At 69.9% G+C, this 13,776-nt stretch carries 15 protein-coding genes; 4 read left to right on the forward strand and 11 right to left on the reverse strand.

What is annotated here, in order from left to right; all coding sequences use genetic code 11:
* Positions 1–15 precede the first annotated feature (15 nt).
* Genes AB4Y91_RS08965 through AB4Y91_RS08975 form a run of 3 tightly spaced genes read left to right on the forward strand, consistent with a single transcriptional unit; the run spans position 16 to position 2,563 of the window.
* A complete protein-coding gene (locus AB4Y91_RS08965) occupies positions 16–1,011 on the forward strand; it encodes an alpha/beta fold hydrolase (protein WP_441418131.1) in 996 nt (331 codons plus the stop codon).
* 45 nt (positions 1,012–1,056) lie between these two features.
* A complete protein-coding gene (locus AB4Y91_RS08970) occupies positions 1,057–1,683 on the forward strand; it encodes a thymidine kinase (protein WP_441418132.1) in 627 nt (208 codons plus the stop codon).
* Positions 1,684–1,729: 46 nt separating this feature from the next.
* Positions 1,730–2,563, forward strand: a complete 834-nt coding sequence (locus tag AB4Y91_RS08975; protein ID WP_441418133.1) for an alpha/beta fold hydrolase — start codon at positions 1,730–1,732, stop codon at positions 2,561–2,563.
* Between the two features lie 11 nt (positions 2,564–2,574).
* On the opposite strand, the gene AB4Y91_RS08980 is transcribed toward AB4Y91_RS08975, so the two are convergent.
* Complete coding sequence (locus AB4Y91_RS08980) at positions 2,575–4,077, reverse strand: MDR family MFS transporter (protein WP_441418134.1); 1,503 nt, start codon at positions 4,075–4,077, stop codon at positions 2,575–2,577.
* A gap of 259 nt (positions 4,078–4,336) precedes the next feature.
* Here AB4Y91_RS08980 and AB4Y91_RS08985 point away from each other — a divergent pair, with 259 nt between their 5' ends.
* Positions 4,337–4,792, forward strand: coding sequence for an SRPBCC family protein (locus tag AB4Y91_RS08985; protein WP_441418135.1), 456 nt, complete (start codon positions 4,337–4,339; stop codon positions 4,790–4,792).
* Here the strand turns inward: AB4Y91_RS08985 and panC are convergent.
* The 10 genes from panC to ftsH form a co-directional block, all read right to left on the reverse strand.
* Positions 4,789–5,676, reverse strand: a complete 888-nt coding sequence (gene panC, locus AB4Y91_RS08990; protein WP_441418136.1) for a pantoate--beta-alanine ligase — start codon at positions 5,674–5,676, stop codon at positions 4,789–4,791. The two genes, AB4Y91_RS08985 and panC, sit on opposite strands and share 4 nt — an antisense overlap.
* Position 5,677: 1 nt before the next feature.
* A complete protein-coding gene (locus AB4Y91_RS08995) occupies positions 5,678–6,598 on the reverse strand; it encodes a Rossmann-like and DUF2520 domain-containing protein (RefSeq protein ID WP_441418137.1) in 921 nt (306 codons plus the stop codon).
* On the reverse strand, positions 6,591–8,054 hold the full coding sequence (locus AB4Y91_RS09000; protein ID WP_441418182.1) for a PH domain-containing protein: 1,464 nt from the start codon (positions 8,052–8,054) through the stop codon (positions 6,591–6,593). The genes AB4Y91_RS08995 and AB4Y91_RS09000 overlap by 8 nt, the downstream gene beginning before the upstream one ends.
* 74 nt (positions 8,055–8,128) lie before the next feature.
* The gene (locus AB4Y91_RS09005; RefSeq protein ID WP_441418138.1) at positions 8,129–8,641 is read right to left on the reverse strand and encodes a PH domain-containing protein; all 513 of its coding nucleotides are present in this window, start codon (positions 8,639–8,641) and stop codon (positions 8,129–8,131) included.
* Positions 8,622–9,146 (reverse strand): DUF3180 domain-containing protein, encoded by a 525-nt coding sequence (locus tag AB4Y91_RS09010; RefSeq protein ID WP_441418139.1) that lies wholly within the window; start codon positions 9,144–9,146, stop codon positions 8,622–8,624. Before AB4Y91_RS09010 ends, AB4Y91_RS09005 begins: the two co-directional genes overlap by 20 nt.
* On the reverse strand, positions 9,143–9,697 hold the full coding sequence (gene folK, locus AB4Y91_RS09015) for a 2-amino-4-hydroxy-6-hydroxymethyldihydropteridine diphosphokinase (RefSeq protein WP_441418140.1): 555 nt from the start codon (positions 9,695–9,697) through the stop codon (positions 9,143–9,145). Before folK ends, AB4Y91_RS09010 begins: the two co-directional genes overlap by 4 nt.
* The gene (folB, locus tag AB4Y91_RS09020) at positions 9,694–10,053 is read right to left on the reverse strand and encodes a dihydroneopterin aldolase (protein WP_441418141.1); all 360 of its coding nucleotides are present in this window, start codon (positions 10,051–10,053) and stop codon (positions 9,694–9,696) included. The genes folK and folB overlap by 4 nt, the downstream gene beginning before the upstream one ends.
* Positions 10,054–10,065: 12 nt before the next feature.
* Positions 10,066–11,013, reverse strand: a complete 948-nt coding sequence (gene folP / locus AB4Y91_RS09025; protein ID WP_441418142.1) for a dihydropteroate synthase — start codon at positions 11,011–11,013, stop codon at positions 10,066–10,068.
* A 12-nt stretch (positions 11,014–11,025) separates the two neighbouring features.
* A complete protein-coding gene (gene folE, locus AB4Y91_RS09030) occupies positions 11,026–11,679 on the reverse strand; it encodes a GTP cyclohydrolase I FolE (protein WP_441418143.1) in 654 nt (217 codons plus the stop codon).
* Positions 11,680–11,688: 9 nt separating this feature from the next.
* Complete coding sequence (gene ftsH / locus AB4Y91_RS09035) at positions 11,689–13,755, reverse strand: ATP-dependent zinc metalloprotease FtsH (RefSeq protein WP_441418144.1); 2,067 nt, start codon at positions 13,753–13,755, stop codon at positions 11,689–11,691.
* Positions 13,756–13,776: the final 21 nt, after the last annotated feature.

The raw sequence follows: 13,776 nt of genomic DNA on the forward strand, positions 1-13,776 counted from the left end.
AATACAATCACAGCTGTGGAGACGTGGACGATTCGGACCGACGACGGCGAGGGGCACCTCGAGCTGCACACCTTCCGGCCCAGCGCGGAAAAGGCCCCGGAGGGCGCCCCGGCAGCAGCGCCGGAAGCCGCCCCGGGGGCAGCGCCCGGGCACTTCCCGGAGCCCGCCGGCGCGGCGCCCGGGGACGCGCCTGCGGCGGCGGCCGGCATCGTTCTGGTACATGGGACCTTGGTCACGGACGCCCTCTACCGCTCGTTCGCCCGGAGCCTGAGCCGGCTCTTGGGCCGCCCGGTGCACTGTTACAACCGCCGCGGCCGGGCCGGGTCCTCACCGCAGCCCGCGGACTACTCGGCGGCCACGGAGGTTGCAGACCTCGCCGCCGTGCTGCGGCAGACCGGCTCAACGGACGTGTTCGCGCACAGCTACGGCGGGTTCGTGGCGCTGCAGGCCGCACGCAGCGTGCCGATCCGCCGCCTGGTGACCTACGACGCGGCTGTGTCCCTCGCCGGGAACCTGACCAGCCGCTGGCGACCGGAACTGGAACGATCGGTGGCGGCCGGTGAACTGGACCACGCGTGGGCCCACCTGGTCCAGGGGCTGGAAACCGCCGGTCCCGTGTCGAAGCTGCCGCTCGGCGCCCTGCGCATGCTCAGCATCCTCTCGGCCCGGACCAGCCTGGGCGCGGAGATGCGGGAACTGCTGCCCACGGCCGTGAAGGAGATGCGCGCGGCGCTGGCCGCGGACGCCGAGCTCGACGACTTTGCCGGCATCACCATGCCCACGCTGATGCTCACCGGCGGGTGGAGCCCGGACTACTTCGCCGAAACCGGGCGGCAGCTCGCGGCGGCGGTACCGGCAATCGAGTTTGCCGTGGTGCCGGGCCAGCTGCACGAGGGCCCCATCCGTCCCGGCAACCGGCGGCTGGCGCTGATTGCGGCCAGGTTCCTGCTCGACGGCGACGCGGTCCCGGCGCGGCTCCGGGTCCGGCGGCGGCTGCGGCCGGCCCGCTGACTTCTGGCACTAGAATCGGGGGCGACCTAAGTCGAAAGGACCCCCTTGGCCAAGCTCTACTTCCGTTACGGCGCGATGAACTCCGGCAAGTCGACGGGCCTGCTGCAGGCCGCGTTCAACTACGAGGAGCGAGGCCAGCGGGTGGTGCTCGCCAAGCCGGACATCGACACCAAGGGTGACGCCGACGTCGTATCCCGGCTGGGCATGACCCGCTCGGTGGACTTCCTGATCCCGTCCGGGGCGTCCGCCCGGAAGCTGTTCGCGGCGCACGCGCACGGGGATGACCCCGACGCGTTGCTGCAGCACGTGGACACACCCCCCGTGGCCTGCCTGCTGGTGGACGAGGCCCAGTTCCTTGAGCCCGAGCAGGTGGACGACCTTTTCCGCATCGCCGTGCTGGACAACGTTCCCGTGCTCGCCTACGGCATCCGCACCGACTTCCGGACCCGCGCCTTCCCCGGCTCGCTCCGGCTCCTGGAAATCGCGCACACCCTCGAGGAGCTCAAGACCATCTGCCGGTGCGGCCGCAAGGCCATCTTCAACACCCGCCGGATCGGCGATCAGGTGGTGTTCGACGGCGACCAGGTGGCCATCGACGGGCAGGACGCCTGGTACGAGTCACTCTGCGGCTCCTGCTACCTCGAGATCTCCGGCGGCCGGCTGGGCAGCTGACAGCACCCTGCTGTGCGGTTCCGGGCGCCTCGGCTAGGCTCGGAGCATGACCCGCGAGAACATCAAAACCCCCGACGGCGGAACCCTTGAGCTTTTCAGCACGGGCGCGGAGCTTGCCGCGGCGGGTTCCGGCGTCGTCGTCGTGCCGGCTTCGATGGTGACGGCGGCCGACTACACCCGTTTCGCGCAGAAGCTCAGCGCCGCGCTGGGCCGGCCGGTCCACACCTTCAACCGCCGAGGCCGCGGCTCGTCCTCGCCGCAGCCGGAGGACTACACCCTGGACGTGGACATCCGCGACCTGGACGCCGTGATGAAGCACACCGCCAGTACCGACGTCTTCGGGCACAGCTTCGGCGGCGCGGTGGCGCTGCATGCCGCACGCACCCTGCCGGTGGAACGCCTCGCCGTCTACGACCCGGCCGTTTCGGTGAACCACAGCGTCACGGCGGACTGGACCGCAGAGTACGAGCGCCTGACGGCGGCGGGCGACGACGACCGGGCCCTCGCCGTCCTGGTCCGCGGCCTAGAGACCGGAAGCGCGCTGTCCCGGATGCCGCTATCCATGCTGACGCTGGCGAACAAGCTCACCGCCGGCACACCTGTCGGCAAGCAGCTGCGCGAGCTGATGAAGACCGGCGTCCGCGAGATCAAGGCGATCATCGCCGCCGACATGCCGGCCGAACCATTCCTGGAGCTGCCGCTGGAGACCCTGATCATCGTGGGCGAGAAGAGCCCGGCGTACTTCGGGGTGGCCTGCGGGCAGATCCACGACGTGCTCTCGGGCTCCAGCTACACCATCCTGCCGGGCATGGGCCACGACGGCGTCAACAAGGCCCCGGACAAGCTCATCGCCGAACTCAGCGAGTTCTTCGCCGGCTAGCAGCTGCCGGGTCAGTGGGCCGCCGGGCCCGCCGCGCCTTCGGTCTTGCGCATCAGCACGGACAGCACCACGGCAGCGAGCGCTATGGCGGCCGCGGTCAGGAACGCCGCGTGCATTCCGGCGACGATGCCGGACCCCGCCGAGACGACCGCGTAGATCGAGACCAGCAGCGCCGTGCCCGCCGCGCCCGCGACCTGCTGCAGGGTGCTCATGATGGCCGAGCCGTGGGAGTACAGGTGCGGCGGCAACGGGTTCAGCCCCGTGGTGAACGCGGGGGTGAACAGCAGCGCCAGGCCCAGGCTCAGCGTCACATGCAGCGCGATGATCCAGCCGACCGGCGTCTGGGCGTCCAGCCGGGAGAACTGCCAGAGCGAAAGCACCATCAGGACCGATCCCGTCACGGTCAGCGGCAATGGGCCGAACTTGTCGAAAAGCCGGCCGATGACCGGGCCCAGCAGGCCCATTGCGAGGCCGCCGGGCAGCAGGGCGAGGCCGGTTTCCAGCGACTTCAGGCCGCGGACTTCCTGCAGGTACAGGGGCAGCAGGATCACGGCGCCGAACAGGGCAATCATCGCGACCACCAGCAGCAGCACGGACACGGTGAACATCCGGAAGTTAAAGGCGCGCAGATCCAGCAGCGGCGCGTCGGACTTCTGCAGCCTGAGCTGGCGCAGGACGAAGGCGAACAGGGCCACGACGCCGACGGCGAGCGCCGCCACGGCCGGGGTGGCGGGGCCGCCCTGGCCGCCGCCGATCTGGCTCAGTCCGTACACGACGCCGCCGAAGGCCGGGACGGTCAGGACGACGGAGAGCGCATCGAGCCGGGTCTTCTCGTTGTCGCCGATGTTCCGCAGGAACCTGGCTCCGATGGCGAACGCGAGCAACGCGATCGGGAGCACGAACACGAACATGAACCGCCAGGAGAAATTCTGCAGGATCAGCCCGGAGACCGTCGGGCCCATGGCGGGCGCCACCGAGATCGCGATGCTCACGTTGCCCATCACGGCGCCGCGGCGCGCAACCGGCACCAGGGTCAGGATGGTGGTCATCAGCAGCGGCAGCATGATGGCGGTGCCGCCGGCCTGGATGATTCTGGCCAGAAGCAGGATTTCGAAACCGGGTGCGAGGGCTGCCAGCAGGGTGCCGGCGGAAAACAGCCCCATCGCCAGCATGAAGACCGCCCGGGTGGAGAGTCGCTGCAGGATGAAGCCCGTGGTGGGAATGACCACGGCCATCGTCAGCATGAAGCCGGTGGAAAGCCACTGCACGGTGGGTGCATCGACCCTCAGGTCCACCATCAGCCGCTGCAGGGCCACGTTCATGATGGTTTCGTTCAGGATCACCACGAAGGTGGCTACCAGCAGGGTGGCGATGATGGTGACGGACTCCCGGGACAGCTTCTCCGGCCCGGCCGCCGGTGCCTCCGCGCGCTGCACGGGCGCCGGGGGCAGGGCTGCGGTCCGGGGCGGCTGAGCCAGGTTCTCCTGGACGTTGGAAGGGGCATCTGCTGGCATGGGGATTCCCTCAGGGAGTTGAAGTGGGTTTCGGCGCACGTGGTCGCCACTACGAATTCCAACCCGCCCCCCGCAGCGGTAATTCCCGGCGGCGGCGATAAATTATTCCGATTCGCAGCGGGACGGAAACTCGGCCCGGGGCCTTTGTCCCCTACCCGCTTTCCGGCGGCGGGCGTTGGCTGGTAACGGGCCGAGGCTCCCCTCCGGGCGCCCGCACCCCCGACTTACTCCACCGGCTTATTCCACGAGAGGATGATCCATGGGCCACATCAAGCTCGACACCCAGATCGACGCGCCGGTCGGGCGCGTCACCGAGATCGCCGTCGACCCCTACCACTGGGCGTCGTGGTGGGTGAACCTCAGCGAGCCGAAGAAGGTCGAAGGCGACGGCCGGGCGGGGACCGTCGTCGAGCACAGCTACCTGATGGCCGGGGTTCCGTTCCCGGTCACCACGCGCGTCCTGGAAAACGAGCCGACCCCCAGCGGCGGCCAGCACGTCCGGCTCGAATTCGACGGCCCGCTCAAGGGATGGCAGACGTGGGACTACGAGCCCTCGGGAACCGGCACCCGGGTCACCGCGGAAATCGAGTACAACGTCCCGGGCGCGGCGATCGGGAAGTTCGCCGACCGGGTGCTGGTGGAACGGCTGCAGGAGCGCGCCAGGGAACAGACCCTGGCAAACCTCAAGCTGATGGCCGAGACGGGGAAGGGCTAGGAGTCCAGCGGCACGTTGTCGATCAGGCGGACCGGGCCGACCTTGGCCGCGATGAGAACCAGTCCTTCGCCGCGGAACGGGGTCTCGCGGCAGTTCTCCGCGAGCGGCTCAAGGGTGCGCGGGTCCACGACGTCGAAGTAGTCCAGCTCCACGAGGGGCTGGGATTCCACGAGCGCCCGGGCGGAGTCCAGGTCCAGGGGTTCGTGGGCGTTGGCGCGTTCCTCGACCAGCCGCAGCGCCCGGGAGAGCACCAGGGCGGCCTCGCGTTCCTCGGCCGAGAGGAAACGGTTCCGGCTGGAGAGCGCGAGACCGTCCGGGGACCGCACGATCGGCACCGGGACGATCTCCACCGGGAAGTTCAGGTCCGCCACCATTCGCTGGACCAGGGTCAGCTGCTGGGCGTCCTTTTGGCCGAAATAGGCGCGGTAGGCGCCCTGTCCCAAGGCGGGCAGGCCGTAGTGCAGCAGCTTCGCCACCACCGTCAGGGCGCCGTCGAAGTGCCCCGGCCGGGAGGCTCCCTCCCACTTGTCGGCCAGCACACCGGCAGTGATCCGCACCAGGGGTTCGCCGCCGGGATACACCTCCTCCACCGCCGGCGCGAAGGCGAGGTCTACTCCTTCGGCCTCGAGCAGGGCCAAATCCGCCTCAAGCGTCCGCGGGTAGCGGTCAAGGTCCACCGCCTCGCCGAACTGCAGCGGATTGACGAAGATGCTGGCCACCACGACGTCGTTTTCCGCGACGGCGGTGCGTGCGAGCCGGGCATGTCCCTCGTGCAGGGCGCCCATCGTGGGCACGAGCCCCTGCGAGGTGCCGCGCTTTTCGGTGAGCAGCCGCGCGCTTTCAGTGCGCAGCTGCGCAGCCGTGGTCACCAACTGGATTGCCATCTCAGGGTCCTTCCTCAGGAATCGGGCCGCCGGCGTCGGGGGCCTCGAGCGCCTGCCTGATGCCGTCGATTTGCTCCGGCTTCAACAGCCCGCGGCTACCCGCACGGCGGGCCGTTGCCCGGGCCATGGCCAGGTACGCCTCAAGAATATCGCCGCCGGAGCCGCCGTCGAGTTCGCGCAGCGCCTCCGAGTGCGCGGCGACAGTCCCCACATCCCCGCGCGCCACCGGACCGGTCAGCGCCGACTCTCCCGAGGCGAGGGCGTTTTCCAGGCTGGCGCGCAGCAGGGGGCCCAGCATGCGTTCCGGGGCTTCGACGCCCACTTCGCGCAGCAGCTGGGAGGCTTGCGCCACGAGCGTGACCAAATGGTTTGAGCCGTGCGCCAGGGCCGCGTGGTACAGCGTGCGGTCAGCTTCGGCGATCGCGACCGGCTCCGCGCCCATCTCCACCACGAGGGCCTGCGCGATCGGCAGCATGGCCGGGTCGGCCGTCACGCCGAAGCTGCAGTCCAGCAGCCGGGTCAGGTCAAGGCTCATGCCGGTGAAGGTCATGGCGGGGTGCAGCGCCAGCGGGATGGCCCCCGCGGCGCGGACCGGGCGCAGGATCCCGACGCCGAATCGCCCGGAGGTGTGGGCAACGAGCTGCCCGGGCTGCCAGGCGCCAAGTTTCGCGAGCCCTTCCACGAGCGGACCGAGGGCGTCGTCCGGGACCGCCAGCAGTACCAGTTCGGCGCGTTCCACGATGTCCTGCACCTCGAGGATGGGAACGCCGGGCAGCAGGGTTTCGGCGCGCTCCCGGCTCGCGTCCGAGACGGCGGAGACCCCGACGACGGCGTGCTCGGCGGCGCGCAACGCCGCCCCTAGGACGGCCCCCACCTTGCCGGCTCCGATGATTCCGACGCCGAGGCGTCCTGGCTTAGCCATGCTGCGGACCTTCCTTTGGTGCGTGTACGAGGTGCTCTGCCGGGGCGAGCCAGTGTTCGCTGGTCTGCCGTTTCCGCGCGGTCCGGGCGCGGGCCGCCTGCGCGTCCAGCAAGGCCCGGCCTTCGTCCAGGCCGGCCTGGATCAGCCGCGGCGCGACCGGCCCGGCGGTGGTGTGCAGGACCAGGTCCGCCACCCGGAAGCGCTGGGCGAGCGGGCCCTGCTGCAGCGCGATCGACTGGGTGCGCTGGTGCGGGACCAGGATGAGGTGGCGCCACCAGCGGCCGGAGCGGATCAGCAGCGCGGTGTCGGTGGCGGTGAAGCCGTTGCGCCGCCAGCCCAGCGGGGCCAGCAGGCGGGCCCGCCTCGGCGTGGTGACGAAGCCGCCGTCTTCCGGAGCGGCGTCGTCGCCGCCGTCCGGAGCGGCGGAACGGCCGGCGCCGCCGGCGGGCGCCAGCCCGTTCAACCCCGCGGTGAAGACGCGCCCGGGGTCCGGGGTGCCGGGGTCGGGCAGGACCAGCGACAGCATGGTGAACACCTCCGCCAGCGTTCCGACGGGCAGCAGGGTGGTCCGGGCGGAGGCCTCGCCGTTGCTGCCGGCGGTGCCGTAGCCGGCCACGTTGACCTGCATCCGGTACCAGCCGAAGACCCGCCAGAGCGGCGGCTGGCTGACGCGCACGGCCTGGATCCGCCCGGGCGGCAGGGTCTGGGCCTGGGTGTCCAGCAGGCCGTAGCGGAGCCGGATACCGTCCGGGGAAATGGCGGCGGTGAAGTTGAAGCCCTTGTTGAAGGAGTTCCAGTACGCCGCGGCCAGGCCCAGGCCGGCCGGGACCAGATAGAAGTAGAAGCTGCGGTTCTCGGTGAGGGCGGAGAGCAGCACCGAGGCCACGGCGCCGAGGACGATGACGACGCTTTGCTCGCTCAGCACCAGCGACCCGACCAGCCGCGGCGGCGGCACGGTGAGTACGGCATGTTCCGGCGCCTCCTCGGCGACGGCCGCCCGCTGCCCCGGATCCTGCCCCGCCGTTACCGGCGCCGGCGTCCCGCCTCCGGCGCCGGAGGCACGGGCAAGGATGGTCGCGCGGAGCTGGCGGGCCTCGGCCAGGGGCAGGTAGGCCAGGTGCACCGCGGACTGGCCGGCGTCGGCGACCTCGAACCTGAGCTCGGCGAGCCCGAAAATCCGCGCCAGCAGGGGCTGCACGACGTCGATTGCCTGGACCCGGTCCAGCCGGGCCTGGCGCTGCTGCTTGAACAGGAACCCGGTGTTGATCCGCACGTACCCGTCAGCCACCTGGTACCGGGTGAAGTACCAGCTCAGCACGAAGCCGAGCACGGTCAGCAGCAGCACCGTGCCGCCGCCAAGCAGCAGCCATGGCGCCCGTCCGGCGAGCCGATCGTCAATGACGGGTCCGCCCTGGAGCAGGCGTTCAAAGGCATCGCGGCCAAAGAAGAAGAACATCGCGGCCAGCGCCACCCAGCCCCGAACGAACGGCGATGCCGGATGCACGCGCCGCCAGCTGTCCCCGGCGGCCGTCACAGCCCGGCCAGGCGGGCCTCGCCGCGGGCGGACAGCTGTTCGCGGAGCCTCGCCCCCTCCCCCGCGGGCAGGCCGGGGATCTCCGCGCTGGTGCCGGCCGAGGCCGTGTGAAGCTTCAGGGTGCACAGGCCGAGGCCGCGCTCCACCGGGCCGGCCCCGATGTCCACGTACTGCATCCGCCCGTACGGGACCACCAGGACGCGCTGGAAGAAAATGCCACGGCGGATCAGCAGGTCGTCCTCGCGTTCGGCGTAACCGATGGACCGCACCTGTCGCGGGATGAGCACGAGCCGCCACAGGGCCAGCAGGAAGGCCGCGGCGGGCACGGCTGCGGCGAGCCACAGCGGCGGCCAGCCCCACGCGCCGTTCAGGACCAGCAGGAGGGGCAGGGACAGGACCGCGACGGCGGCCAGATTGGCCAGCGCCCAGCCCACCAGCCGCACGGTCACGTACCGGGGAGACACCCGCCGCCAGACCAGCCCGGGCGGGTCAATCGCCTCGGTATGCATATTCGCCTTCAGCCTTGGGCTTGCCGCGCTTGCCCTGCAGTCCGGGGCTCCCCTCGGCGTCGCCGTCCTCGGGAGGAATCCGGCAGAAGCGCTCCACCACCAGGCCCACCACCACCATCACGAGGCCGCCGCCGGCCATGGACAGCGTCTCCCAGGTGATGGACTGACCGCTGCGCACGGACCATAGCCTCAGCTGGTCCAGGAAAATTCCGGCGTGCCAGCCCAGCAGCACGGTCCCGGTGTAGGCGCAGGCCTGGGCCAGGACAAGGGTCCACGCGGCCAGGATCGGGTTGAGCATTCTCTTCTTCTTGCCGTTGCGCCAGCGCAGCACACGGACGCCAAGGATCAGGGTGAGGGCCACGATCACGCCCATGGTGAGCAGGCCGGTCAGCGGCAGCACCGGGGTCTCGAGGCTGTAGCGTCCGGAAATCAGGGCGGCAAGCCAGCCCAGGACGGCGAGCGCGACAGCAATGACGAGGAGCAGGAGCGGGCTGACCGGCTTCATGGGGCCTCCACCGGCGCGGCTCCGGCCGCGCCCTTGAGGTCTTCGAAGCCGTCGAACGGCGCGAGGTCCGGGAAGTCGGCGGCCTTGGCGGCGAGGTCGCCCACCCGTTCGCCGTTGAGCTCGGCCGCGGGGTCGATCAGGGACCAGGGGTAGAGCACGAAGGCACGCTCCGCGGCTCGCGGATGCGGAAGCGTCAGGTCCGGGTCGGAGCTCACCAGGTCGCCGTAGGTGATGATGTCCACGTCGAGGGTGCGCGGACCCCAGCGGACTTCACGGACCCGCAGGTGCTTTTGTTCCACCGCGTGGCAGTGCCGCAGCAGTTCCTCCGGGGACAGCGAGGTTTCCACGGCGATCACCATGTTCAGGAAGTCCGGCTGGTCCGGCGGTCCGCCTACGGCCTTGGTCTGCACGATCGGCGAGATGGCCAGCAGCCGCACCTCCGGCGGGTCGACGAGGTCGGCGACGGCGGCGGAGAGCGTGTCGTTGCGCTCCCCCAGGTTGCTGCCGAGCGCGATCACGGCGCGGGTGTAGGGCGCTGCGTGGGGGCTCATGGCCGGTCCCGGTGGACGCTGACGGACACATCGCCGAACTCGACCTCGATCGGGGCCTTGGGCTTGTGCACGGTGATGTCGACGGCGGCCACCGGGAAGCGCAGCAGCAGGTCGTCGGCGATCCGCACCGCAAGGGCCTCGATCAGGTTCAGCGGCGTGCCGGTGATCCAGCCGCGGATGCACTCGGCCACTTCGCCGTAATGCGCGGTGTCCCGCACGTCGTCACTGGTGGCGGCCTGGCTGAAGTCGAGGTGCAGCACGGCGTCGACGACAAACGGCTGGCCGTCCCGGCGTTCGAAATCAAACACTCCGTGATGCCCGACGGCGGTGACGCCGCTTAGCGTGATCCGGTCCATGGGGCGGCCGTCTCAGCCGTTGCCGGGCACGGCCGGCGCCGATCCGGTGCGCGGACCCGGGGCGATGCGGGCGGCGACCTTGACGGCGTCGAGGCTGGGGCCGACGTCGTGCACGCGGACCGCCCAGGCGCCGCGGAAGGCGCTGATGGCGGTGACGGCGGCGGTGGCGGCATCCCGATCCTGGGGCGGGGCTGCCTTTCCGGCGACGGTCAGGAGGCTGCCCAGGAACCGTTTCCGGGACGCGGCGACCAGGACTTTGTGGCCCATGGCCTGCAGGACGTCGAGGTTCTGCAGGAGTTCCCAGTTCTGCGCCTCGTTCTTGGCGAAGCCCAGGCCGGGGTCCAGGATGATTTGCTCCGACGAGGCGCCGGCGGCGTACAGCTTGTCGCGCACGCCGGCGAGCTCGGCGGCGACCTCCCGGGCCACGTTGCCGTAGTCGGTCAGCGAGTCCATGGTGCTCGCGTCGCCGCGGCGGTGAGTGAGGATGTAGGGCGCCTTGCTCCGGGCCACCAGCTCAACCATCTCCGGCTCGATCGTGAGGCCGGAGACGTCGTTGATGATCGTGGCACCGGCCGCCAGCGCGGCCTCGGCGGTGGCGGCGTGCGTGGTGTCGATGCTGACCAGGGCGCCGGCCTTGACCAGCGCCTCGATCACGGGCAGTACCCGCCGCTTTTCCTCCTCGACGCTGACCTCCGCGGCACCGGGGCGGGTGGATTCCCCGCCGACGTCGATGATGTCTGCGCCGGCGTAGTACATCCGCAGGCCGGCGGCGACCGCGGTGTCCGCCGTCGCGTGCCGGCCGCCGTCGCTGAACGAATCCGGGGTGACGTTCAGGATCCCCATCACGAGCGTGCGGTCCGTCGGCAGGTCCTTGAAACTCGCAGCCGGGCGCGGCTTGCGCAGCACGGGCAGCGGCGAGGTGGCAGGTCCTGTTCCAGGGGCTGCGGCTAGGGAATCCATAGTCTGTTTTTGTTACCTTCCAAGGATGAGGCTCATGGCTTCGGCGCGGGTGGCCGGGTCATGCAGTTGCCCGCGGACCGCGCTGGTGACGGTTTTCGCGCCGGGCTTGCGGATGCCGCGCATCGACATGCAAAGGTGTTCGCATTCGACGACGACGATCGCGCCGCGCGGCTTGAGGTGGGTGACGAGGGCTTCGACGATCTGCGTGGTCAGCCGCTCCTGCACCTGCGGGCGGCGGGCGAACATGTCCACCAGCCGGGCCAGCTTGCTCAGGCCGGTGACCTTGCCGTCGTGCGAGGGGATGTAACCGACGTGGGCCACCCCGTGGAAAGGCACGAGGTGGTGCTCGCAGGTTGAGTAGAACGGGATGTCCTTGACCAGTACCAGTTCTTCGTGGTCCAGGTCGAAGGTGGTGGCGAGGATTTCCGCCGGGTCGTGGTGCAGGCCGGCAAACATCTCCGCGTAGGCCTTGGCGACCCGTTTGGGGGTGTCCAGCAGTCCGCTGCGGTCCGGGTCCTCGCCGATGGCGATCAGGATCTCGCGCACCGCCGCCTGGATCCGCGGGCGGTCCACCTTGGTTCCGGGCTGGCCCGCGGCCTCCGCCGGCTCTCCCGTGGGGAGGGAACCGGCGGTGGCGGGAACGTCGTCGTCGAAGTAGGAAGTCACAGAAGAAGCCTAGCCGGGATGGACGTCGGGCCCGAGATCCGTGACGCCGTCCTGGAAGGACTCCTGTCCGGGCACGCCCTGGGCGTGCGGCGGCAGGGTGTCGAGCGGCTCCTCGAGCCGGGCTTCCTTGGCTTCTTCCTGGGCTTCGCGCTCGGCCTTTTCACGGCGGGACTCCACCGGGCCGACGGCCTGGATCGGCCGGCTCTCCTTGGAGAGCCAGATCTCGCGGAAATCGCGCTTGCGGATATTCGTGAAGACCTGGGCGATCTCGCTCTGGTTCAGGGTTTCCCGTTCCAGCAGTTCCAGCGCGAGCTGGTCCAGGACGTCGCGGTTCTCGGTCAGGATCGCGTAGGCCTCGTCGTGCGCGCCCTCGATCAGGCGGCGCACTTCCTCGTCCACGACGTAGGCGATCTGGTCCGAGTAGTTGCGCTCGTGGCCGGCGTCGCGGCCCAGGAACGGCTCGCCGCCGCCCTGTCCGAGGCGCACGGCGCCGACGCGTTCACTCATGCCGAACTCGGTGACCATCTTGCGCGCGATTCCGGTGGCCTTTTCGATGTCGTTCGAGGCACCGGTGGAGGGGTCGTGGAAGACGAGTTCCTCGGCCACCCGGCCGCCCATGGCGTAGGCCATCTGGTCCAGCAGTTCGTTGCGGGTCACGGAGTATTTGTCGTTCTCCGGAACCACCATGGTGTAGCCCAGGGCGCGGCCGCGCGGCAGGATGGTGATCTTGGTGACCGGGGCAGAGTTGCGCAGTGCCGCCGCCACCAGGGCGTGGCCGCCCTCGTGGTACGCGGTGACCTTGCGCTCGTGTTCCTTCATGACCCGGCTGCGCTTCTGCGGACCGGCCATCACCCGGTCGATTGCCTCGTCGAGCGCGCGGTCATCGATCAGGTTGGCATTGGAGCGGGCCGTCAGCAGCGCGGCTTCGTTGAGCACGTTCGCGAGGTCCGCGCCGGTGTAGCCGGGGGTTTTCTTCGCGACGGCTTTGAGGTCGACGCCGGGGGCCATCGGCTTGCCCTTCGCGTGCACCTTCAGGATCTGGTCGCGGCCGATCAGGTCCGGGGCCTCGACCGAAATCTGGCGGTCGAAGCGGCCCGGGCGGAGCAGGGCGGGGTCGAGCACGTCGGGGCGGTTGGTGGCCGCGATCAGGATGACGTTGGTCTTGACGTCGAAGCCGTCCATTTCAACCAGGAGCTGGTTGAGGGTCTGCTCGCGCTCGTCGTTGCCGCCGCCGATGCCGGCGCCGCGGTGCCGGCCGACGGCGTCGATCTCGTCCACGAAGATGATGGCCGGCGCGTTGGCCTTGGCCTGTTCGAACAGGTCGCGGACGCGGGAGGCGCCGACGCCGACGAACATTTCCACGAAGTCGGAACCGGAGATGGAGAAGAAGGGAACGCCGGCCTCGCCGGCGACCGCGCGGGCCAGGAGGGTCTTGCCGGTACCGGGAGGGCCGTACAGCAGCACGCCCTTGGGGATCTTGGCGCCCACGGCCTGGAACTTGGCGGGTTCCTGGAGGAATTCCTTGATCTCTTCGAGTTCCTCGACGGCTTCGTCGGCGCCGGCGACGTCGCTGAAGGTCACCTGCGGCATGTCCTTGTTGACCATCTTGGCTTTGGACTTGCCGAACTGCATGACCTTGGAGCCGCCGCCCTGCATCCGGGAGAGCAGGAACCAGAAGAGCACACCCAGCAGCAGCACCGGGACCAGCAGGGAGAACAGGCCGGAGAACCAGTTGCTTTCGACCGGCTGGTCGGTGAAGCCGCTCGGCGGTTTGGCAGCCGTTACGGCCTTGACGACGTCCGCCGCGCGGGCGTTGACGTAGTAGAACTGGACGTTCTTGCCCTTGTCCTGGCCGTCAATCTGGATGTCGTTTTTCAGGACCAGGTCCACGCGGTTCTCGGCGTCGAAAATCTTGGCCTGCTCGACCTTGTCGCTGTCGGCCAGCAGGGCCAGGCCCCGGTCCGTGTCGATCCGGACGGAGCCGCCCGGGGCCAGGGTGGCAAAGGCCAGCAGGAGCATGCCGATTACAACGACAATCCAGATGCCCGGGCCCTTGAAGAAACTCTTAGCTTTCATCTGATCGGGGGCTGGCCCCGT

The organism is Arthrobacter sp. YAF16, from assembly GCF_052113385.1.
Taxonomy (GTDB): Bacteria; Actinomycetota; Actinomycetes; order Actinomycetales; family Micrococcaceae; genus Arthrobacter.

Bases quoted from the DNA above. Each gene is read 5' to 3' on its own strand.
- AB4Y91_RS09005 (WP_441418138.1), bottom strand. From the start codon at position 8,641: ATGCATACCGAGGCGATTGACCCGCCCGGGCTGGTCTGGCGGCGGGTG.
- AB4Y91_RS08995 (WP_441418137.1), bottom strand. From the start codon at position 6,598: ATGGCTAAGCCAGGACGCCTCGGCGTCGGAATCATCGGAGCCGGCAAG.
- panC (WP_441418136.1), bottom strand. From the start codon at position 5,676: ATGGCAATCCAGTTGGTGACCACGGCTGCGCAGCTGCGCACTGAAAGC.
- folK (WP_441418140.1), bottom strand. From the start codon at position 9,697: ATGAGCCCCCACGCAGCGCCCTACACCCGCGCCGTGATCGCGCTCGGC.
- AB4Y91_RS09010 (WP_441418139.1), bottom strand. From the start codon at position 9,146: ATGAAGCCGGTCAGCCCGCTCCTGCTCCTCGTCATTGCTGTCGCGCTC.
- AB4Y91_RS08975 (WP_441418133.1), top strand. From the start codon at position 1,730: ATGACCCGCGAGAACATCAAAACCCCCGACGGCGGAACCCTTGAGCTT.
- folB (WP_441418141.1), bottom strand. From the start codon at position 10,053: ATGGACCGGATCACGCTAAGCGGCGTCACCGCCGTCGGGCATCACGGA.
- AB4Y91_RS08980 (WP_441418134.1), bottom strand. From the start codon at position 4,077: ATGCCAGCAGATGCCCCTTCCAACGTCCAGGAGAACCTGGCTCAGCCG.
- folP (WP_441418142.1), bottom strand. From the start codon at position 11,013: ATGGATTCCCTAGCCGCAGCCCCTGGAACAGGACCTGCCACCTCGCCG.
- AB4Y91_RS09000 (WP_441418182.1), bottom strand. From the start codon at position 8,054: ATGTTCTTCTTCTTTGGCCGCGATGCCTTTGAACGCCTGCTCCAGGGC.
- ftsH (WP_441418144.1), bottom strand. From the start codon at position 13,755: ATGAAAGCTAAGAGTTTCTTCAAGGGCCCGGGCATCTGGATTGTCGTT.
- AB4Y91_RS08985 (WP_441418135.1), top strand. From the start codon at position 4,337: ATGGGCCACATCAAGCTCGACACCCAGATCGACGCGCCGGTCGGGCGC.